Origin of the sequence: Methyloversatilis discipulorum (genome assembly GCF_018780585.1) — a bacterium.
Lineage (GTDB): Bacteria > Pseudomonadota > Gammaproteobacteria > Burkholderiales > Rhodocyclaceae > Methyloversatilis > Methyloversatilis discipulorum_B.
On record NZ_JADMJL010000038.1, the window covers coordinates 144,308 to 164,710 of the forward strand.

Here is a 20,403-nt window from a genome sequence, read left to right on the forward strand (position 1 = left end):
GCCACTTGAGCAAGCCGTTACTGCGCATGGCGGGCCTCCTTGCCATCGTCGGCTTCAGCTTCCCGCTGCGGCAGATGCACGGCCGGGTCGAAGCGGTGGATCGCCGGCAGCAGCGATTGCGCGAGGCCGTGCCCGCGCGTCACCAGGTACAGGACGGTCGTGTCCTCGGGCGTCCCGCGCGGTCCGAGCGCTTCGTGCTGGAAGGTGGCGGTGAGGAAATCGCCTTGCAGCACGCGCGGGTCGAGCGTGACCCAGCCGCTGCTGCTGTTGGTCAGGCGCACGGCCGTGACCCACTGGTCTTCCAGACGCCACGACGCGAGCGCGACCGCGCGCACCGGCAGCGTCGGCATCAGCGTGCCGAGGTCGAGGTCACGGCGCAGGTTCACCCGCATGACGCCAGGCAGCGACTCCACAGTGCGCAGCGGCGCGTAGAGGTTCTGCGCGGCGAAGCGCGTCAGGACGACCGGAACCGGGGTTTCGCGCCGGGTCGCCCGCGTACCTGCTTGGTCCTGGGCGCGTGCCGGGGCCTCATCGGCACCGCCTGGCTGATCGCCGTAGCGCGCAGGGGTGCTGCTGCCCTCGACGATGCGCACCGGCTCCAGCTCGGCTTCGCCGTCTTTGGGCGGCTCGGCCGCAATGTCGAGCAGGATCAGCGCGCCCGTGTCGGCGTCCTGCAATTGCAGCCGCGTGGGCTCGATCGGCTCGCTGGCGCGCAGGTACACCGCGCCACCTGCGCTCTGCACGCGCAGGCGTTCGCCCACGCCTGCGGGCACGCCCACGCGGACGTTCCGGTCGATGAACACGATGCGCTCCTGGCCGACCTTCAGCGGCACCGCCAGCGGCATGCGTTCCCACCGCAGAATCTCCACAGCATGGGAGACGGGTGCCGCGGCCACGGCCAGCAGCCCCAGCAGCACGAGTACAGGATGCTTCATGGGGTGTTTCCTCCTTGGGGCGCTTGCGGAGACAGGCCGCCAGGTGCCGGGCGAGTCGGCTCCGGTGCGCTGATGCGCTGGGGCGCGCCGTCGTAGCAGTCCAGCGCCAGGCCGAAGGGGTTGCGGGCGGGATCGACGTCCACCCGCGTGACCTTCACCGGGTAGCGCACGAGCGCGCGCTTGACCTGCTCGGCGCCGTAGTACTCGTCGGCGGTGATGTCGAGCGTCACCACCCAGTCGCGGTCGGAGACCACGCGCACGCGCGCCGTGGGGTCGTCGCCGTAGCCGCGGCCGGGGATCTCATAAATCCCGCGCACGCGCTGGCGCAGCTCGCCCGTGGAACGGCGGTAGTCGTAGTCCGCGCGCAGGAAGGCCTGGCAGGACGGGGTAAGGTACGGCGAGAGCGTGTGGAGGTTGCGCGGATAGTCCTCTTCGCCGTTCGTCGGCCAGCGGTTGAGGGTCTGGAACACGTAGAACGTGAACGCATAGACCGATTCGGGCGGCACTTCCCACCACTTGCGGGTACTGCCCGAGCGCAGGTCGGGCGGGACGTGGATGGTCAGGTCGCGCGGCGCGCTCCACCAGCCACCGCCCATGACCAGGGCGACGATGACCAGCGCACCAGCACCCAGGCGAAGCGTCTTGATGTGCGCCTGCAGGTGGGTGATCTCGTTCTTGAAGCGGCTCATCGTGCCCCCCTTGCAACGGACCTTCGGGTGGACCAGAAGCCGGAGCGCGAGATCAGCACGTGGCCGCCTACCCATCCCGCCATCAGTGGATGGCGCGTGGCGATGCGCCATTGCAGTTGCCGGTACAGCCAGGTGTCGGGGCGCCCGCGCTTGAGCCGGCGCAGGATGCCGCCGCCGATGAAGACGCCCAGGGCCACGCCCAGGACGACGAACGTCGGCGCGATGGCGATCGTGCGGAACACCCAGGACAGCGGCGCGCCGACCAGCAGGCCGGCGGCGCCGGACAGGCCGCAGCAGATCCACAGTTCGTCGGCGGTGAGGCCGCGCACGACAACAGGGTGGCGGTTGAGCCGATGCGGAAGGAACGTGACCGTCCCGTCCGCACGGACGTGCTGCTGCTCGGACATACCGGCCTCGCCTTACAGGATGCCGGTGGCTTCGGTGAGCAGCCAGATGCCGATCACGAGCAGCACGGCACCGATCGCGACGGTGAGGCCAAACTGGCCCCAGGTCTTGCGGCCGGTGTGGATTTCCGCGTAGGTGCCGTAGGCGTGGTAGCAGACGCCGATGAACATCGACGCCACGACCAGGAGGGCTACGAGCATGATGATGTCGTAGCCGTAGTTCCTGATCGTTTCCATGATGCCGTTGCCGGTGCCGCGGGTCGGGTTTTCCAACTGCGGCAAGCCTTGCGCGAACGACAGCGCGGGCAGCGCGGCGGAGCCCAGTGCCACAGCGGCGCGCTGGGCAAGGCGGGAATGGAGGATGCGGTTTTGCATGGTCGTGCCTTTCAGGTCAGGAGAGGAGGAAGAAGCTCAGGACGAGGTACATCGCGACGAAGCGGATGCAGACGCCGAGGAACTGGCGCTGGTTGAGGCGGCTCTCGGACCACCCCACGTAGGCCGTTCGGATGGCCCAGACGCCCCAGACGAGGAGCACCGCGAACACGGCGCCGACCAGGACGGTCGCCATCGCCGAAGGCGCGATGCCGCTGTTGGCTTGAAATGCCGAGACCTGGGCGCCGTTCATTGCTTGCCCCCCGCAGTCGTCGCCGGCAGCGGCTCGGCCGCCCGCTCGGTGCGGTAGTCGCCGGCCAGTTCGGAGGGGTCGCGCGGCTGAGCGCGCGATGGCGTCAGGTGAAACTGGATGCCGGCGCGAACGCGCGCCAGGTCAGCCAGCAGCCGCGGGTAGTCGAAGTGGTAGCGCTCGCCCGGCTGGATGGGGGCATGCGCGGCGCTGTCCGCGACGGTGCGCTCCAGCGCGTCGAGCTGGCGCAGTGCGGCGACCAGCTCCTGGCGCTGTGCCGGAGACTCGGCCAAGGCCATCTGGGACTGACCCAGCAGGAGGGCCGTCACGAGAAAAGTGGGCACGCCGCGATGCGCGGCGCGCAGCCAGATCGAAGCCACCATCGCGCCATTCCTGTGTGATCAGCAATGGGGTGATCGTGGAGATCAGGGCTGTTTTAGGCCGCAAACAATAGGAACTGGCGGACGACCGGATTGGGCATACCGCGAGCGAACCTACAAAAGCCCGGGTGGAGTTTCGATTATTGCGTTTTTCGAGTGTTTCGAATATGATCGGCTCTGCAACCGTTTTCGCTTAGGAGCTACCCATGACCACCGCCACTGCCCAATCCAAGATGACCCTTCCCGCCGCGGGAGAGGTTAAGGCAGCCGTCCAGGGTCAACGTGCCTTGGCGGCTTACCTCGCAACCCAGTTCGAGACGCAGCACATCCAGATCTTTGATGACCACAAACAGGCTCATCAGGTGGAACTGCCTACCTCGGCTTTACGCCTGCTGGTCGACATCCTGGCCGAGTTGGCCGATGGCAATGCAGTAAAGGTGGTGCCCGTCCATGCAGAGCTGACGACCCAAGAGGCGGCGGACTTGCTCAACGTGTCCCGTCCCCATTTCGTCAAGCTGCTAGAAGATGGGGTGTTGGCATTTCATCGCACCGGCAAGCACCGCAGGGTGAGGTTCGCCGATCTGATGCAGTACAAGGAAGCGCGCGAGCGCGCCAGTGAGCAGGCGATGGCCGAACTCGCTCAGCAGTCGCAAGAGTTGGGAATGGGATACGAATGAGGCATTCCCCATTCACCGCCGTCTACGACGCGTGCGTTCTATATCCCGCGCCACTGCGGGATTTCCTGATGTGGCTCGGCCTGTCTGGCCGCTTCCGGGCGCGGTGGAGCCAAGCCATTCATGAGGAGTGGAAACGCAATCTGTTGATCAACCGCCCCGATCTCACCCGGGTTCAGGTCGACAGGACGTCGGATCTCATGGACAGGGCCATTCCGGACGGCTTGGTGGAGGGCTACGAAGCGCTCGTGGCAGGCCTGACATTACCCGATCCGAACGATCGGCACGTCCTGGCTGCGGCGATTCGCTGCGGTGCGAGCGTGATTGTGACGTTCAACGAACGTGATTTCCCGAACGATCTGCTGGCTCCGTACGGCATCGAATCGCAGCACCCCGATGAGTTTGTGGACAACCTGCTGGATCTGGATGCGGCCGCCGTAGTGTCGGCTGCGCAGCGCCAGCGTGCCCAACTCAAGCATCCGCCGATCGATGTGGACCGCTATCTCGAAATCCTGCTGCGCCAAGGCCTTGTGCAAACGACCAAGGTGCTGGCGACCTATCGCACCATTCTCTGACCCGCCGAGAGCCACGGATGACCAAGAATCCTTCATCAGACGCCACTTTGCCGAAAGGCATCCATCGAAGCTGGAAGCTGCCGGATAAGTCGCTGGGTGACTTGTGGGATTCGATCGTGATGGACGAAGCCATCAAAAAACAGTTGCTGTCACAAGCGATCGTCAACTTCACGGTGCGCCCCAAGGTGGAGCGCACGGTACTCCCCCTGCACGGCGTGATCTTGTTGGTCGGCCCGCCGGGGACTGGGAAGACCTCCTTGGCACGGGGCTTGGCGCATCGTGTGGCCGAATCTTTTTCTTCTGCGAAGTTTCGATTGCTGGAAGTGGAGCCTCACACGCTGACGAGCTCTGCAATGGGAAAGACTCAACGCGCCGTGGCAGACCTGTTCTCGCAATCGATCGCAGAATCCGCAGCGGCGGGCCCGACGATCGTCCTTCTGGACGAGGTCGAAACGCTTGCGGCTGATCGAGCGAAGCTCAGCCTGGAAGCCAACCCGGTTGATGTGCACCGGGCCACCGACGCGGTGTTGGTGCAGTTGGACATGTTGGCCGAACGCAACCCGCATCTGCTGTTCGTGGCCACCAGCAACTTCCCACAGGCCGTCGACAGTGCCTTCCTATCTCGTTGCGACATGGTGATGGAGGTGCCACTGCCCGGCAAGGATGCCTGCAAGCAGATCCTAGTGGACTGCCTGAATGGCCTGGCAAAGACATTTCCGGGGATTGGCAAGCTTTCCTCGGCTCACCAGTTCGACGCGTGCGCTGGCGAGTGCGTCGGATTGGATGGTCGGGCCATTCGCAAGGTCGTAGCCAACGCCCTCGCGGCCGACCCGCAAGTGGCTATCGATCCGAACAAGCTTTCCGTAGAGCACTTGCGCAGTGCGATACGACAGGCAAAGCAAATGCGCCTTCAAGGAGGGAAGCAAAAATGACCACCGTTGTCAGCCGGACGTTTCGCAGCTCGCCGCACCGCGATGCGTTGCAGACATGGGATGCCATTGTCGAACTGCTCACTCAGGGCAAGGACGGCACGGCTCGCTCTGAACTCAGGGCCGTGACGGGCGTGGCCGCCAGCTTGATCGCCGACCAGGCACCCAAGAGCGCGCCCATCGTTGCGACATGCGATGGACCACGGACCAGGATCTACTGCCTCTTCGACGAAGACGCGATCTATGGTGATGATGCCAACGAAGAAGTCTTGGGGTTCGAGCCGTTGAAGGGAGACTGGGGAGTCTCGCTGCCGTGTCCGAAGGAGCAGCTCGGCTGGGTGCAAAGCGCGCTCAAAAAGCACAGTTCTCGCATCATTGCACGGGACTTGAGCCAAGGAATTGCCACGCAGGCGCAGGCCGATGCTGGGCAAGCGCTGTCGCTCGACCTCGGAGGTTTCCTCAAGTCATGAGCACCGTCGCCACCTACTCGTACACGCACTCGGTTACCTATGTGACCGACAACATCCTCAAGAGCTTGAAAGACATCATCCTGCTCAGTGGGCTGGACCCTGAGCACTTTGCGGATCGCTGGGAGAGCAATACCCGAGCCATCAAGACGTGGCTCGGGACCGGTGATCTGCGCAAGGTGATTCTGGAGATCTACAACCCGGCAACCGACAAGCTCGTGACCCGATGGGATATCGACATCGTGTATGGGTGGTCCGATGGCGACGGCAGCTTCTGGACAGATACCGAGCAGTTGAAGTACGCGATCAAGAAAGCTGGGCTGCTGCCATCGCAGGCCAAGTACAAGTTAATGCTCGATACAAAGCCAGGGCGACCTGATGTGGAGGGATGGAGCAAAGGAAGTTATCGCTCGACGGATGGAATGGTCAAGCAGAGCCTAGGCTCGACTGTCGAACACAGCGGCCTGGCGGGTCAGGCCGGATATTGGAGGCAACGCTGATGCTGTCGATCGATGAAGCTTTTCGCAAGTTCAAGTCGCGTCTGGAACTCAACGAACGCGAACAGAAGAATGCCTCGCAACGCCAGAACGAAGTGCGGGACTACCTGCAGACCAAGTTCGGCATTGCGCGCAGCTTCCTGACCGGTTCCTATGCTCGATACACGAAGACGAAGCCGCTCAAGGATATCGACATCTTCTTCGTGCTGAAGGACTCGGAGAAGCATTACCACGGCAAGGCCGCATCGGTAGTGCTGGATGATTTCCACTCTGCATTGGTGGAGAAATACGGTTCGGCGGCCGTGCGCAAACAGGCGCGCTCGATCAACGTGGATTTCGGTGTTCACATCGACGCGGAGGACAACACGGACTACCGGGTGGTCAGCGTGGATGCGGTGCCCGCATTCGATACCGGCGACCAGTATGAGATCCCCGATACGGCGTCCGGAAAGTGGATCAAGACGGACCCGGAGATCCATAAGGACAAGGCGACCGCAGCGCACCAAGCCTATGGCAATGAGTGGAAAGGTCTCGTGCGCATGGTGAAGTACTGGAACAACAATCCCAAGCACGGCGATCTGAAGCCGGTGAAGCCCTCGTTCCTGATCGAGGTAATGGCCCTTGAGTGTCTTTACGGCGGCTGGGGAGGATCGTTCGATCGCGAGATCCAGTCGTTCTTTGCCACGCTTGCCGATCGAGTTCATGACGAGTGGCCGGATCCCGCCGGACTTGGCCCGGCGATCAGCAACGATATGGATGCCGCGCGCAAGCAGCGCGCGCAGCAGCTGCTGTTCCAGGCGAGCCAAGACGCAAGCATCGCCATCGACCACGCGCGTCGTGGTCGCAATATCGAAGCGCTTCGCGCCTGGCGCGCACTGTTTGGCCCCAAGTTCCCACTGTCCTGATTCCATCGGCTTCCATACACGTCCCATCGAGGTACAGCATGTCCCAGTGGTCGCTTTCCCAGCTCCTGTCGTCCCTGCATGAGGACATCCAGCAGCGCTTGTCCGTAGTACGCAAGACCTTCGGTCACCCGGGTACGAAGGGGGATGCGAGCGAGAACGTCTGGATCGACATGCTGGATACCTATCTGCCCAAACGGTACCAGGCGGCCAAGGCGCATGTGGTGGACAGCCTGGGGAACTTCAGCCAGCAGATCGATGTGGTGGTGTTTGATCGGCAATATTCGCCTTTTATCTTCACCTACGAGAACGAGACGATCATTCCAGCCGAAAGCGTGTACGCCGTTTTCGAGGCCAAGCAGACGGCTGACGCGGGGCTTGTGGCCTATGCCCAGGAGAAGGTCGCCAGTGTGCGCAGGCTGCACCGCACGAGCCTGCCGATCCCGCACGCTGGCGGGACCTACCCAGCGAAGCCGTTGATTCCGATTCTGGGTGGCTTGCTCACCTTCGAGAGCGAATGGAGTCCTGCATTGGGTCCATCCATGGACAAGGCGCTGAACGCAAACCTCACCGAGGGGCGTCTGGACATCGGATGCGTTGCCGCCCACGGGCACTTTTTCTATGACCAAGCCAGCGGCGCGTACAGCTACACCAACGAAAACAAGCCGGCGACCGCGTTTCTTTTCAAGCTGATCGCGCAGCTTCAGTTCAGTGGAACGGTCCCCATGATCGATGTGGAGGCTTACGGTCAGTGGTTGACCAAGTGAGGGGGCGCTGTGGCAAGCATACGTTCGGAGTACCACCGGTTCCTGGCGCACTTGGCGCAGCGGCACGTGCACGACGACGTGCGCCGGCTGGCGCACCTGGTGCTCGATCACCTGCAGCCACTGGCCGAGGTCGGTGCTGCACGCCGGGGGCGCTCCACGCGCTTGGCGCCGCTGGCCATCGCGCATCTGGCGCAGATGCCTGTCGCCTACGACGGGGACGCGCGCGGCCCCGAAAACGGGCCGGCGCTCGGGCGACTGCACCAGCTCGAAGTCGGGCCGTTTCGAGGATTCATGCGGCAGGAGACGTTCGACCTCAGCCATGACATCACCTTGGTCTACGGTGCCAACGGCACCGGCAAGAGCAGCTTCTGCGAAGCCTTGGAAGTGGCGATGCTCGGTTCGATCAGCGAAGCGCAGGCCAAGCGGGTCGACCAGCGGACGTACTGCAACAACGCTCGCCTGCGCCGCCACGTCGCGCCAGTCCTGTCGTCTACGGCGGCAGGCGAAGCGCAGGCCGTCCAGCCCGACGAAGCTGAGTATCGCTTCTGCTTCATCGAGAAGAACCGCCTCGACGATTTCGCCCGAATCGCCGCGCGGACCCCGAGCGATCAGCGCCAGCTCATCGCCACCCTGTTCGGCGTGGACCAGTTCAGCGAGTTCGTGCGCGGCTTCAACCCCTCGCTCGATCAGGACCTGATGCTTGCCGGCGTGCAGGCGGCGCAGCTGGCGCAGCGTCGCCTGCGGTTGGCGAACTCCGAACAGACCATCGCCGCCTACCCGCAGAAGATCGCAGCGGTCGAGGGCCTGGAACAAGCTTTGGCGCAGCGCATGTCACCTGGCGCGACCTATCAAGCCTGCGTGGACTGGCTGCTGGGTACGCCGCAGCAGCAAGGACGGCTACCGTATGTCCAGGCTCAGCTGGACGCCAACCCGCCTGCCATTCACGAGGTGACCCAGGCCCGCCTGCAAGCGTTGCTGGCAGAGGCCTACCGCGTCCAGGGACTGTGGCAAGCGTCTTCCGCGCAACTCGCGGCCCGCGCGGGCGAGGTGTCGTACGCGAAGCTCTACGAGGCCGTGCAAGCGTTGGCGGACGGGGCGACCGCGTGTCCGGCATGTGGAACCGGACTGGCCGCTGTGGCACAGGACCCGTTCGCCAGGGCGCGAATGGGCCTGGAGCAGCTCGCGCAACTGGCCGTCCTGCAGCAGCAAGAGGCCGGGCATCGGACGCAGTTGAGCGAGGCGGTCCGAGCGCTGTGGGACGAAATGCGCCGCGTGGTGGCGGCGGCTGGGGTCGCTTGTCCTGCCGAATCGCAGGCCGCGGGCCTGCCACTGCTGCCTCCCACGTCGGCGGGCAATTGGCTCGGCGGCTGGGTGAATGGGGACCAGCGCGCCTGGCAAGCCCTCTTACGGATCGCACAGATCATCGAAGGCTTCGACGCGCAGGCGCGCGACGTGCATGCCCAGCGCGGCGCGATGGCCCAGGAGCGGGACCGCCTGCAACAGCATCAGCTGGAGATCGAACGGCTGCGGACCATGCGCACGACTGCGGATCAGGAGCTGGCGGCCGCCCGCCAAACCGTGGCCCAATTCGACGACGCGAACCGCGGCCTGATCCAGGCGGCCACGGACGAAATGCCGGTGGTGGTGCACCATCAGCGGGTCAAGGCCGCCTACGACGGCTTCCTACCCGAGATTCAGGCATACCTGACCGCTCTGCCGGGGGTTCTGCTACAGGGGCTGGGAGACCAAGCCCGCCATCTCTACAACGCATTCAACCGGGCCGATCCGCCCGGCGATCTGCTGCACGCGCTGTGGTTGCCCGTGGCCGAGAACGGCAAGATCGAGGTGGAGTTCGCCGGCGAGCCGGGCGTGCGCTACGACGCGTTGATCGTCTTCAGCGAAGGGCACATCAAATGCTTGGGTCTGGCGATTCTGCTTGCCAAGAACCTCGCGCAGGGCTGCCCCGTGGTCATCTTCGATGACGTCGTCAATGCGATAGACGACGACCATCGCGATGGCATCTGGCGTACCTTCTTCGAGGACGGTTTGCTCCACGGCAAGCAGGTTATCCTCACCTCGCACGCAGAGGAGTTCCTGCACCGCATCCAGCAGGAGTTGGGCGTGCGCCGCGCCGCGGCCATCAAGCGCTACAAGTTTCTCCCGCATCAGGGAGAGCACGAACTGCGGGTCGACAGCGACCCGCCAGCGAAGAACTATGTTCTTCTGGCCCAGCAGGCGTTGGCGGCTGACGAGAAACGCGAGGCACTGCGCCAGGCCCGGCCGGCGCTGGAGAGTCTGACGGACCGCCTGTGGACGTGGCTGGGTCGGCGGGCGGACGGCCGGATCGACATCAAGCTGAGCGGGCCCCGCGCGCCTTGGGAGCTGAACAATAAATGCACCAAGTTGCGGTCGGCCGTCGAGCGTATCGCGGCGCAACATGCGGGTGCGCCGGATGCCGTAGGGGCGTTGGTCAGGCTGCTCAATGTCAGCGGTACGAGTATTGAATGGGGTTACCTCAATAGCGGTGTGCACGACGCTCAGCGCGATCATGAGTTCGATCGGGCGACGGTAAGAACGGTCGTCGAGGCGGTTACGGCGTTGGATGCTGCTCTTGATACCCTGCAGAACCGATGAACGGCACACGGCTTTGCAGAGCAGTGCCGCCCGTGTCACCTCATAAGTAATGGTATGAGCGCCTCCCACCCCGCACGCGACGGAAGCGGGGGTTGTGTTGTGGTTCGCTCGCATCAAAGTGCGAAACTTCAACCACTACGCAGGTATTTGTGAACTCAGCCCAAGGAGCGGACATGAAGCCCATGCCAGTCGGTGTCGATATCGCTAAGAGCATCATTCAGGTTCATTACGTAGACGAAGAAACCGGAGAGGTCGTGAACAAGGCCATCAAGCGGGCCAAGTTCTTGGAGTTCTTCGCTAATCGCACACCGTGCCTGGTCGGCATGGAAGCTAGCGGCGGCGCCCATCATTGGGCGAGGCGGCTCATGGCCATGGGGCACGAAGTGAAGCTGATGCCAGGCGAATTCGTAAAGGCTTTCAATATCCGCAACAAGAACGACATGGCCGACGCCCACGCAATATGGCGGGCGGTTCAGCAGCCAAGCAAAGCCGTGGCGGTGAAGACCGAGATGCAGCAAGCCATGCTGGCGTTGCATCGCATGCGCTCGCAACTGATGAAGTTCAGGCTGATGCAGACCAATGCCTTGCGCGGCCTGTTGGCCGAGTATGGCGAAGTGATGGGAACTGGCGCAGCGAGCCTTGCAAAGGCAATGCCCGAGATACTCGCCCGGCTAACGGAACGGTTACCCACCGTGTTGATCGACAGCCTGCGTGAGCAGTTCAGCGAGATCGACACGGTAAATCAGAGGATTGATGCTCTAGAACGACGGATACGGGAACTGAGCAAGAACAACCCGGCCGTCAAAGCTATCAGCGAGATCCCTGGCGTTGGGCTATTGACCGCAACGGCGGCAGTGGCATCAATGGGCGACGCCTCCGCATTCCGCTCCGCTCGTGAGTTTGCAGCATGGGCGGGCTTGGCGCCTCGACAGGTCGGCTCTGGTGGCAAGATCAACCTGCATGGGATCAGCAAGCGCGGCGACCGATATCTGCGGACACTGTTGGTCAATGGCGCCCATAGTGTCTTGCTGCATGCCAAAAAGCCTAGTGCGTGGGTAACGCAGCTCAGAGAACGAAAGCCGATCAACGTAGTTGCGGTGGCTTTGGCAAACAAGATGGCACGGACAATCTGGGCTGTGCTGGCTCATGGACAGCCGTACGACAGCGAACATGTGTGTGTGAAGACTGCTTGAACGATATCGGGAGTTGAACGCAGGAAGGTTGCACAGGCAACGTACGTAATGGCAAAACAGGTCAGACCGGGACTCACCAAACCTGAAAGAAGTATTGAACCTTGAGTTCGCAGAGGTAATGAGGTGTGGGTCAGCGGATTCCATTAGGGCCCGTGGCGGACGGACTCACCACGTCAAGGCCGGATATATAGCTGCAATCGATCCTGTTCGTCATCGCTACGATTGCTTGGCAAAGGGAGGCGCTCATATATACTTCTTGAAGCTGCCTGCGGTCAGGCTGACTGCCATCCCCAGCAACGCCGCGCTGGGCAGCAGGATGACCAGAGGATGCACCGCTATGGGCAGTGCGAGATAGGTGACCCAAGGCAGCACGGCCAACGGCATCAGGCTGGCCTTCGCGCGGTGGTAGATGAAGCCGGATTCGCGGCCCGCGCCGAACCGGCGCACATCCCGTCGCACCAGGCCGTCGATCAGGCCGACGAATGCTGCAGTGAGGATCAGCGGCAGCGTGAGTACCAGGACCAGCAGGCGCACCAGGAAGGTGAGCGTCGTGAAGGCCGCAGCGATCAGGTAGCTTTCGGCCCAGACATAGACTTGGCTGATGTAGTAGCGGAAGTTGCGGCTCTGCCCGTGGCTGGCCGCGCGGGCGCGCTCGGCGGTCTGGCTCATGCGCTCCAGCAACCCCGAGCGCACGAACACCCACTCGTACCCGGTATCCACCAGCTCGTGCGCCGTGCGCCCGGGCTCCTGCACCACCACGCTGCGCGTGAAGTGGTTGGACAGGTGCCCGAGTTCGTACTGCAGCATCTGCTGGGAGTGGCGCCAGCCCTGGTCCTTCCAGAACAGGTGCATGCCGACGCACTCCACCACGATCGAGAACAGCAGCGAGCCGATGAGCACCCCGAGCAGCCGGAACGGCAAGGTGATGGTGCCGACGATCAGCCCCTGGCGCTGGTTCTGCTCCCGCTGCGCGGTCGAGGCGGCATCCTTCATGGTGCGGCCTCGCCGGTGCTGTCGTCGGCGCCGGTGGCCACCGCGTCAGGCTCGGCTGGAGCGGCGTCATCCAGCAGGTCGTCGGGCAAGGCTGCATGCGGCAAGGCTGCGGAACTGGTGAACTCCCACCACTGCGTGGCCTCGCTGTAGCTCTGGCGCATATACCCGGCCAGTTGCTGCAAGTCCGTCGGCATCACTTCATCGGGGTCTGGCGCCGGAAGCGGCATGCGCACCTTCCAAAGCTGGCCGCCCTGCAGCAGCGCGAAGCATTGGCCCTTGGGCAGACCGACGACGTGTGACGGCTCGATCATCGGCACGCTGGCCATGCTGATGCGGTCCTGGGTGTTCGACGTGAAGTCCGTCGCGCCGCGGATGTCTGAGCTGTCCGTCGCGCCCGAGACGATGGTGGTCGTATAGACCTCGACCTTCGGCAACTGCCTCGTCAGCAGTTCCGCGGTGGCCGTCTCGCGCACGCGCAACATGAATAAATTGTTGAAATTCCCGATCACTTGGCCGGCCTTCGCGCGGTTGCCGATGCGGGCCTCGATGTCCGAAAGCGTTTGCGTGTAGGCGGTGACTTGCAGGCCCGCGCCACCGCCCTTGTTGATGAGCGGAATGAACTCGTCACCCATCAATTCATTGAACTCGTCCGCATGCACGTTGATCGGCACGCGCGCACCAGCCGATGCGCCCGGCAGGCCATCGTCGATTCCGTGCTTGTAGATGTGCCCAGCCACCGAGACGAGATCGCTGAACATCGAGTTGCCGACCGCTGCGGCGACCTCCGCATCGGACAGCGCGTCCAAGCCGACATAGACGACGGCGCGCTTCCTGATCACCTGCATCCAGTCGAAGATCGGGCGCGGGTCGGCCAGGTCGGAGTAGTTCGGCGCCAGGAGCTGGGCGATCTTGCCGCTCGTGAGCTTTTCCAGCAGCGGCAGCAGCGATGCAACGATCTTGTCGAAGTAGGTCTTGTCGTAGCGCACCGCCGAGCGCAGGCCATCGAGCACAGGGTCGTAGTTGCGCGCCTGGGAGAGGTATTGCTCCAGCGCCACCACACGCTTCTCGCGCCCGATCATGTTCCTTGGGATGTTCTTCTCGTTGAGCTTGGCCTCGATCTGGACGATCACCTCCCAGGCCTTGGGCTCCGTCTTGGCAAAGTAGTGCTGGGCGTACTCAATGAACAGCGCGTCGATGTTGATGACGTGGCGCTGGATCAGCATGTAGTCCGGGCGCTGCCCCAGTTCCACCAGGGCGCGGGCGATGATGTTCACGAAGCGCCATGCGAACTCGCGGAACGCCGCGCTGTTGCCTTCGCCGGAGAGCTGCCCCGCGATGCGTGTCGCCACTTCCGAGATCCGACCGAAGCGGCCCACGGCGTTGTAGCGGGCGCTGATTTCCGGCCAGCCCAAGTGGAAGATGTAGAACTCGCCTTCGCGGCCAGCGCGCTGGGCTTCGACGTACATCCGTTTCAAGAGATCGGCATCCCCCTTGGGGTCGATGACGATGACGACCTCATGCTCGCCGGCAGCATTCCTGCGACGGATGTCCTGCGTGACGAACAACTCGGCCAGGCGCGTCTTGCCCACCCGCGTGGTGCCCAGCACCAGCGAGTGCCCGACGCGCTCGCCCAGCGGCAGGCTGACGTCCACTTCGTCGGGCTCGATGCCGTGCAGCCTTGGCAGGCCGCCGACAGGCGGCAACGGGCGCACGGGGTTGAAAGGCGCGTCCCAGCCGGTGAGCTTCGGCAGGCGCGAGAGCGGCAATGGCGCGAACTCCAGCCGTTCCTCCAGGCGCCTGGTCAGCCGGTAGGCCGGCGTCGGCTCGACGTAGCGGCGGAACTCGGGCCGGTACGTCTGCATCAGCCGATGCGTGTGCTTCTGCTCCCAGAGAAAGCCGCGCCCCACGAATAGGCGCTGCTGGCTGACCGGCACGTCCTTGCTGGTCATCACGTAACGCGGCAGACGGCGGATGTTGCGCCGGTAGCGCAGGATGATGCGGGCATCGCGGTAGCGGATCGCGCCGTAGGCGCCGAACGCCAAGGCGCTGCCGATGCCCATGGCCGGGCTCAGCGCGAGCGACCATGGGGCCACCAGGCACAGAAACGCGGCGCCTGCACACGCCGCGACGGTGTATAGCTCCACCGCTGGGCGTAGCAGAACCTCGACCGGCTGTTTGCCCGACATGGCTTCATTGCTCGATGCCGGTGGCCGTGATCAGCGCCGGGTAGTGCCGCAGGCCCAGGCGATCGGCCAGGTCGTCGCCGGCCACGGGCGCGAGCGGCACGCCCGGCACCAGGGCGCGCAGCCGCGCCAGGCCCTGCGCGGTCTCGACGTTGACGACCAGGCCGACCGCGCCACGTTCGCGCAAAGCGGCGGCGCGGCGCTGCAACCAGGCCCGGGAAGCCTCGTCGTCGCCGATGACCACGAACGGCCGCAGGCCGGGCGCTTCGATCACCCGTCGCGCGACGGTGCCGGGCGTGAGCTTGGCGCTGCGCACCGGCAGCATCGCGGCTTCGTCCGCCCGTGTGGCAGGAACCTGGGGCGTCGGGATGGACGGCCGCGCCGGTGCGTTGGCGCGCGGCTGGAGATTCAGGGCTTCGTAGTACGGCAATGCCGACGTGCCGCCACGGTCCTCGACAACGATCAGTGGCTCGCCGGCACGCGAGGCCAGCGGCAGGCCTGACAGCAGCATGAGTAGGCCCGTGAACGCGAGATGGGCGGGATGGGGTTTCGTCATGGGGAGGTCTCCTGGCGCGCCGCGAGGACCGCGGCGGCTGGTCGCGTGCCCTGCACGCGGGCAAGGTGGCGCGACACGCTGCGCCGATAGCGGGCGGCGGGCTCGCCGCCTGCGGGGCGGTGGTAGCGGCCGATCGCCAGCAGCCAGTCCTCGCCGGGGGTGTGCTGCTCCTTCAGGATCTCGGCGGCAACGGCCAGGTTGCGATACGGATCCAGCAGGTCGCACGCGCCGGTAAAGCGGTGCTTGTGGTAGCCGAGGTTGATCTGGCCCAGGCCCGCATCAATGCGCGTGTGCGGCGTGGCGCGCATCGCCTGCTGCAGGCCAGCGCAGGCGTCGGCGCGCGTGGCGAAGCGGCGCGACTGGCCGGCGACGTTGAGGGACCACGGCCACGGCACCAGGCGCCCGTTGCGCCGGATGCCGCTCTCCTGCAAGGCCACGGCGTAGAGCACGGTCGAGGGGATGCCTGCGCGCTGGGCGGCAAGCTGGTAAGCCGGTGGCGGAACCTCCTGGGCCAGGGCGGCAACGGCATACAGGCCGGCAGTGAGCACCAGTGCGCGCAGGGGCATGGCTACGGCTGGCGCTGCCATTGGCCGTTCACTTCGCGCACGGCGGCGGGCAGATCGCCGGGCAGGCCCAGTGACAGCCAGCGGCCGCCGTCGTGGTTGAGCGTGATGCTGCCGGCGCGCACGCGCGCCGGGTCGATCTGCGCGCGCTTGGCCCAGTCGCGGATGCGCGCGTCATCCTGGCGGCTGCCCACCATGTACAGGTCGAACTCCGCGCCCGAGGATTGCAGGCGCTGCACGAGCTGTCCGCAGGCTGCGCAGCCGTCCTTGACGAACACCGCCATGCGGCCGCTGCCGCGCAAGGGACTGCTGGATGGGCCGGCGCCCGGCTTGTCGTCGGGCAGGTTCACGCGCTGCATCCCCGGATTCAGGCGCTGCCAGGCCTCGTCGTAGGCGCGCTGGTAGGCGAGCAGCTTCTCGACGCGGCGCGCTTCCACCTGCACCTGCAGTTCCGCATAGCGGCGCCGTTCTTCGTCCGTGCGAGCTTCGATGCCCAGGGCGGACAGCGGGTCCAGGTTGGGCGAGTAGATACCCAGCGGCCCATCCATCAGCTCGCGGTAGCGTGCCCATTCTTGTGGCTGCAAGCCCCATTCGGTTGCCACCCGGTCGTCCAGCACGCGGGCGGCCAGCGGGCGCTCCTGGCTCTGTGCGTTGCGCGCCGAGGTCGTTGCGGGCTGCTGCGCCCAGGCGGGCCATTGCGACGACGCCACCAGGACCGCGAAAAGGAGGATCGACGGCTTCATGGGGTGCTCCGGTCAGGGAATCGCCACGCGGCGGGTCTGGTTGCCGGCCTGGAACACTGCGGTGTTGCCCTCGATCGCCTGCAGGCGCCACGGGCCGACCGCATCCCCGGGCAGCAGCACCTGAAGTTGGGCGGGCGTGAAGTCCCCGATGCTCGGCGCGACGGACACGCTGCGCTGGCCGGCGCGCAGTTCGGCGCCGACGACGCGGAATGGCAGCGGCGGCAGCTCGGTCTTGGAGGCGGCGGACGTGCGCGATGCGCGCCGCTGGGCGGGTGCGGTGGCACGCGCGGCGGCTTGGCGCGCCTTGATCTGCTCGACCTCCGCGCGCAGCGCCTGGAGGTCGTCGGCCGCTGCGTAGCCACTGAGAGATTTCTCGACCTGGGCCGCGCGTGCTTCCAGAATCTGGCGGGTGTCTTTGAGGTCAGCGTCCGTCGCGACGGCCGGGCGCTGCTGGATGGCCTCGATCGTCTCGGCCAAGCCAGTTGCCTGCGCTTCCAGGCGTTGCAGGCGGGAATCCAGCCGCTCCTGGTCGGCCTGGTCGCTGAGGGCCTGGTAGCCCAGGGCCGCCAAGACGCTGAGGAAGATCAACCAGAGCCACATCAGGCTCTGCACCACCACGGCGGCGGTCGATCGCTGGGCAGGTTGCGGGGCGTTCATGGCTGGCCTCCCGAAACCATGGGTGCCAGCGGGAACGTCTGCACCGCCTCGGTGGCGGGTGGCTCGGATGGGGACTCGGCGACCGCGCGATCGCCGGGCCGCTCGAAGCAGATTTGCCGTGCGCGGTCATCCGCGTGCAGTTCCCAGGCCGGGCCAGCCAGCGTGAGCAGCGCATCGCGCAAGGTCATGGGGCCGAGGTGCAGGTGTACCGCCGGCAACGGCAGCGCGTACAGCTCGATCACGGCATGCGCGGTCTGGCACAGGCCATAGCCGCTGCGTTTGAGCACGTGCCGAAGCCCATCCCCGACCGTGGCGCGGGCATCCTCGGGCATGGACACGTCGATGGTCTGCAACAACAGGTCGCGCTGCGCCGCCATGGGTGCCAGTTCGACCAGTGTGTAGCGGGCGTAGCGCACGACCGGGATGTACTCGGAAGCCTCGGGTTCAGGCGCGGCCAAGACTTCCGCGATGGTGTCGGGCGCGACCGGCGCAGTCGTCGTCGCGCAGCCACCGGCCAGCACCGACCACAGCAGGCCGAGAAATCCCGCCAGAAGGCGGCGTTCGGGATAGTGAAACCACGGTGGAGAGGGGCACATAGCTCGGCGTCCTGAAACATCCAGCCCTCACCATCGCCGCTCAGGCCGCGAGCGGCAGCAAACAATGCGAACCAGGCAGCGTCCGATTTACCGGGAGCGGCAAAAAAAACGGCCCCGAAGGGCCGTAAGTGGAACGTGTCATGCGGCGACAAGCTGCCGGGCCAGTGCGACCTCGACGGAATCACCGTCCTGGTTCAGGACATCGAGCCCGGATTCGGGCACGTCGCCCGAGGTGGACTGCGAGACCATGATCTTCTTGGCCATCAGCTCCAGGCAGGTCATCTGCGAGGAACCGGCGTAGCCGAGGTAGATCACACGCACGGGCTGCTTCTGCCCGATGCGCCAGGAGCGGCGTGCCGCCTGCTGGAGCGAGTACACGTTGTAGCCCGACTGCATGAACACGATCGTCGGGAACTCCAACAGGTCCAGCCCCGTCTTGACCAACTCGGGGTTGGTGATGAGCACGTCGATGCCACGGTCCAGTTGCTCGGCGATCCAGTCTTCGCGGCGGCTGGCATCCACGCTCGCGCGCAGCACCGCCACCTTGAAGCCTTCCTGCTCCAGCAACACCTTCAGGCGCGACGTGGTGTCGCGCGTGCCGGTATAGACCGTGTAGGCCAGGACCTTGCGGCCCTGCGCCTTCTCCTCTTTGCAGATGTCGATCAGCTCACGCTCCTTGGGGCTGATCTCGAACTCGTTGAACTGAGCCGGGACAAACGCCAAGGTGTTGCGCGTGCGCGGATGCACCACGGTCTCCGACCGGAAGCAGCAATCCGGCCAGGCCAGCAGCACGTTGAGGACCACACCCAGCAAGGTCGTATCGCGTCGCGCCAGAGCCTGTTTCAGCTCCGCGGTCAGCCGACCCGCCAGATCGCGGTAGGCCGCGGCTTGCGCCGTGTCCATCGCGACTTCACGGAACTCCTCGTCATACGGCGGCAGGACGTTGCCACCGATGTCCTTGAGCTTGAGAAAGATCGTGAACGGCAGGATGCAGCGCAGCACGCCCTTGGGGCCAAACCCCGGGGCCTTGACCGTGCGCACCGATACCTTGGTGCCCTTGGCCGTCTTGTGCGCCGTGCCGGTGCTCTCGGAGTAGATGTCCTTCAACACCCCGTGATCGCGCATGAACGCCATCGCAGCCGAGGTCATGCTGCCGCTCGTGGTCGGGCGGTAGCCGTCTTCGATCATCCGCCCCGGAAGGGCTCGGAACAGCAGGTGGAACAGGTCGTCCCCGTAGCCGCCCATCAACGTGCCGGTCAGCAGCAAGGTCTTGCGAGCCTTCGCCGCCAGCACGCCCATGGCCTGGCCCTGGGCACTGCCCCCGTTCTTGTACTCATGTGCCTCATCGGCGATGAGCAGGTCGAACGTGCCTTGCGGCAGGTAGCGTTTGATGAACTCGGACGGCTGATAGCCGCCCTCGCCAAAGCCGAACTCCATGTTGGCCATCGCACGTTCCATGCGCGTGGCCTGACGGTCGGAAAACACCAGCTCGCCGTTGCCATCCATGAGGTTGATGAACTCATGGATGTTGTCGCCGAGCATCGACGCCAGGAACCCGTCACCGAACTTTTGCATCAGCTTCTGCGCGGTGACCTCTCCGATGGTCGGTATGCGCTTTAAGGCTTTGAGCACGGCCGAGGACTGGTCGCTGCCGGACAGACTGCGCGGGCGGATCAGTGTCCACAGGGGCGCGGCGCAGTGGCCGCACTTCCTGCGGCACTCCTCGGCTTGGAGCGCGATCGGGTTGACCGGCTCGCCGTCGAGGTCGGTGATGACCGTGCCGCAGTCCGGGCAGGCCGCCACGTCGCCGTGGCGGGTGCGCCGCGTGGTGAAGACAGGCTTCCAGTGAAAGCCCATCCGCATCCTGACGCGCCCCAGGACGAAGAACTCCTGGCCCGTGGGCTGCACGCCCAACTGCTCGCGCAGCTTGATGAGCTTGACGAGCGTATCCGGCCCGTTGAGTACCCACACCTTGGCACCGGCCACCGTCTCCTGGATCTCGCGCCGCCACTTGTAAACCAGGTGGGGCGGCGACAGCACCAGAGTGCGGCGATAGCCTTCGGCGTTGAGCACGGCGGCCGTGGCAATGCCGACGGTCGTCTTGCCGCAGCCCATCTCGCCATTGACGATCGCAGCACGTTCGCCACGGTCGATCAGCAGCTCGGCGGCGGCGTGGACGACTTCGGCCTGGGCTGGGAACAGCTTGCGCTTGAGGCTGGCGACCACCAGTTGCCGGTGCGCCTGCGGTTGGCCGGTATAGACCGGCGGATTAGCGCTGTTGAGGGCGTCGAGTAGTTCGTCGCCGAACTCGCCGACAAAATCCTGAAGGCTCAGGGTCAGAGGGGAAGATTCCGCGTCGAGCAGTTCGCCCTGTACGGGCGCGGATTCAGCGGCAGTGGTTTCGAGATCGAGGGACATGGTGATGCTCCAAAGAAAAATGGGGC

The 20,403-nt window shown here is 65.0% G+C and carries 23 protein-coding genes; 9 read left to right on the forward strand and 14 right to left on the reverse strand.

The annotated features are described in order from the left end of the window. Window positions 1-17 precede the first annotated feature (17 nt). The 6 genes from IV112_RS16305 to IV112_RS16330 all read right to left on the reverse strand — a co-directional run bounded on the left by IV112_RS16305 (window position 18) and on the right by IV112_RS16330 (window position 3,033). The gene (locus IV112_RS16305; protein ID WP_003821112.1) at window positions 18-935 is read right to left on the reverse strand and encodes a TIGR03749 family integrating conjugative element protein; all 918 of its coding nucleotides are present in this window, start codon (window positions 933-935) and stop codon (window positions 18-20) included. Then, on the reverse strand, window positions 932-1,624 hold the full coding sequence (locus tag IV112_RS16310; protein WP_003821110.1) for a PFL_4703 family integrating conjugative element protein: 693 nt from the start codon (window positions 1,622-1,624) through the stop codon (window positions 932-934). The genes IV112_RS16305 and IV112_RS16310 overlap by 4 nt, the downstream gene beginning before the upstream one ends. After that, on the reverse strand, window positions 1,621-2,031 hold the full coding sequence (locus IV112_RS16315; RefSeq protein WP_003821108.1) for a TIGR03750 family conjugal transfer protein: 411 nt from the start codon (window positions 2,029-2,031) through the stop codon (window positions 1,621-1,623). Before IV112_RS16315 ends, IV112_RS16310 begins: the two co-directional genes overlap by 4 nt. A gap of 12 nt (window positions 2,032-2,043) precedes the next feature. Beyond that, a complete protein-coding gene (locus IV112_RS16320) occupies window positions 2,044-2,358 on the reverse strand; it encodes a TIGR03745 family integrating conjugative element membrane protein (RefSeq protein ID WP_425279593.1) in 315 nt (104 codons plus the stop codon). 61 nt (window positions 2,359-2,419) lie between these two features. Next, entirely contained in the window at window positions 2,420-2,653 is a 234-nt protein-coding gene (locus IV112_RS16325) for a TIGR03758 family integrating conjugative element protein (RefSeq protein ID WP_003821106.1), read from the reverse strand. Further along, window positions 2,650-3,033: an RAQPRD family integrative conjugative element protein gene (locus tag IV112_RS16330; RefSeq protein WP_003090167.1), complete on the reverse strand. Its 384-nt coding sequence runs from the start codon at window positions 3,031-3,033 to the stop codon at window positions 2,650-2,652. Before IV112_RS16330 ends, IV112_RS16325 begins: the two co-directional genes overlap by 4 nt. Before the next feature lie 203 nt (window positions 3,034-3,236). On the opposite strand from IV112_RS16330, the gene IV112_RS16335 reads away from it, so the two are divergent. The 9 genes from IV112_RS16335 to IV112_RS16375 all read left to right on the forward strand — a co-directional run bounded on the left by IV112_RS16335 (window position 3,237) and on the right by IV112_RS16375 (window position 11,668). Beyond that, window positions 3,237-3,707, forward strand: coding sequence for a helix-turn-helix domain-containing protein (locus tag IV112_RS16335; protein WP_003050245.1), 471 nt, complete (start codon window positions 3,237-3,239; stop codon window positions 3,705-3,707). Next, window positions 3,704-4,279, forward strand: a complete 576-nt coding sequence (locus IV112_RS16340; RefSeq protein ID WP_003153636.1) for a PIN domain-containing protein — start codon at window positions 3,704-3,706, stop codon at window positions 4,277-4,279. The genes IV112_RS16335 and IV112_RS16340 overlap by 4 nt, the downstream gene beginning before the upstream one ends. A 17-nt stretch (window positions 4,280-4,296) precedes the next feature. Continuing rightward, a complete protein-coding gene (gene cap6 / locus IV112_RS16345) occupies window positions 4,297-5,211 on the forward strand; it encodes a CBASS system CD-NTase-associated protein Cap6 (RefSeq protein ID WP_003050256.1) in 915 nt (304 codons plus the stop codon). Next, complete coding sequence (gene cap8 / locus IV112_RS16350; RefSeq protein ID WP_003153638.1) at window positions 5,208-5,678, forward strand: type III CBASS phage resistance system CD-NTase-associated protein Cap8; 471 nt, start codon at window positions 5,208-5,210, stop codon at window positions 5,676-5,678. Before cap6 ends, cap8 begins: the two co-directional genes overlap by 4 nt. After that, entirely contained in the window at window positions 5,675-6,175 is a 501-nt protein-coding gene (gene cap7, locus IV112_RS16355; RefSeq protein WP_003090159.1) for a type III CBASS phage resistance system CD-NTase-associated protein Cap7, read from the forward strand. The genes cap8 and cap7 overlap by 4 nt, the downstream gene beginning before the upstream one ends. Further along, on the forward strand, window positions 6,175-7,077 hold the full coding sequence (locus tag IV112_RS16360; RefSeq protein ID WP_003153640.1) for a CBASS oligonucleotide cyclase: 903 nt from the start codon (window positions 6,175-6,177) through the stop codon (window positions 7,075-7,077). Before cap7 ends, IV112_RS16360 begins: the two co-directional genes overlap by 1 nt. A gap of 38 nt (window positions 7,078-7,115) precedes the next feature. After that, window positions 7,116-7,841, forward strand: a complete 726-nt coding sequence (gene nucC / locus IV112_RS16365; RefSeq protein ID WP_003050273.1) for a CBASS effector endonuclease NucC — start codon at window positions 7,116-7,118, stop codon at window positions 7,839-7,841. 66 nt (window positions 7,842-7,907) lie between these two features. Next, window positions 7,908-10,475 (forward strand): AAA family ATPase, encoded by a 2,568-nt coding sequence (locus IV112_RS16370; protein ID WP_425505335.1) that lies wholly within the window; start codon window positions 7,908-7,910, stop codon window positions 10,473-10,475. Between the two features lie 173 nt (window positions 10,476-10,648). Beyond that, on the forward strand, window positions 10,649-11,668 hold the full coding sequence (locus tag IV112_RS16375; protein ID WP_304005183.1) for an IS110 family transposase: 1,020 nt from the start codon (window positions 10,649-10,651) through the stop codon (window positions 11,666-11,668). A gap of 243 nt (window positions 11,669-11,911) precedes the next feature. On the opposite strand, the gene IV112_RS16380 is transcribed toward IV112_RS16375, so the two are convergent. The 8 genes from IV112_RS16380 to IV112_RS16415 form a co-directional block, all read right to left on the reverse strand. Continuing rightward, window positions 11,912-12,661 carry a TIGR03747 family integrating conjugative element membrane protein gene (locus IV112_RS16380; protein ID WP_304005186.1) on the reverse strand — a complete coding sequence of 250 codons (750 nt, stop codon included), beginning with the start codon at window positions 12,659-12,661 and terminating at the stop codon, window positions 11,912-11,914. Further along, complete coding sequence (traD, locus tag IV112_RS16385) at window positions 12,658-14,847, reverse strand: type IV conjugative transfer system coupling protein TraD (protein ID WP_004350569.1); 2,190 nt, start codon at window positions 14,845-14,847, stop codon at window positions 12,658-12,660. The genes IV112_RS16380 and traD overlap by 4 nt, the downstream gene beginning before the upstream one ends. A 4-nt stretch (window positions 14,848-14,851) precedes the next feature. Next, window positions 14,852-15,400: an integrating conjugative element protein gene (locus IV112_RS16390; protein ID WP_003109779.1), complete on the reverse strand. Its 549-nt coding sequence runs from the start codon at window positions 15,398-15,400 to the stop codon at window positions 14,852-14,854. Continuing rightward, window positions 15,397-15,966 carry a transglycosylase SLT domain-containing protein gene (locus IV112_RS16395; protein WP_003050289.1) on the reverse strand — a complete coding sequence of 190 codons (570 nt, stop codon included), beginning with the start codon at window positions 15,964-15,966 and terminating at the stop codon, window positions 15,397-15,399. Before IV112_RS16395 ends, IV112_RS16390 begins: the two co-directional genes overlap by 4 nt. Window positions 15,967-15,968: 2 nt before the next feature. Continuing rightward, window positions 15,969-16,706, reverse strand: coding sequence for a TIGR03759 family integrating conjugative element protein (locus IV112_RS16400; RefSeq protein ID WP_003098886.1), 738 nt, complete (start codon window positions 16,704-16,706; stop codon window positions 15,969-15,971). A gap of 12 nt (window positions 16,707-16,718) precedes the next feature. Beyond that, window positions 16,719-17,363 carry a hypothetical protein gene (locus tag IV112_RS16405; RefSeq protein WP_003098888.1) on the reverse strand — a complete coding sequence of 215 codons (645 nt, stop codon included), beginning with the start codon at window positions 17,361-17,363 and terminating at the stop codon, window positions 16,719-16,721. Beyond that, window positions 17,360-17,959 (reverse strand): PilL N-terminal domain-containing protein, encoded by a 600-nt coding sequence (locus IV112_RS16410; protein WP_003098890.1) that lies wholly within the window; start codon window positions 17,957-17,959, stop codon window positions 17,360-17,362. Before IV112_RS16410 ends, IV112_RS16405 begins: the two co-directional genes overlap by 4 nt. 138 nt (window positions 17,960-18,097) lie before the next feature. Then, complete coding sequence (locus IV112_RS16415; protein ID WP_004350563.1) at window positions 18,098-20,377, reverse strand: helicase-related protein; 2,280 nt, start codon at window positions 20,375-20,377, stop codon at window positions 18,098-18,100. Window positions 20,378-20,403 lie beyond the last annotated feature (26 nt).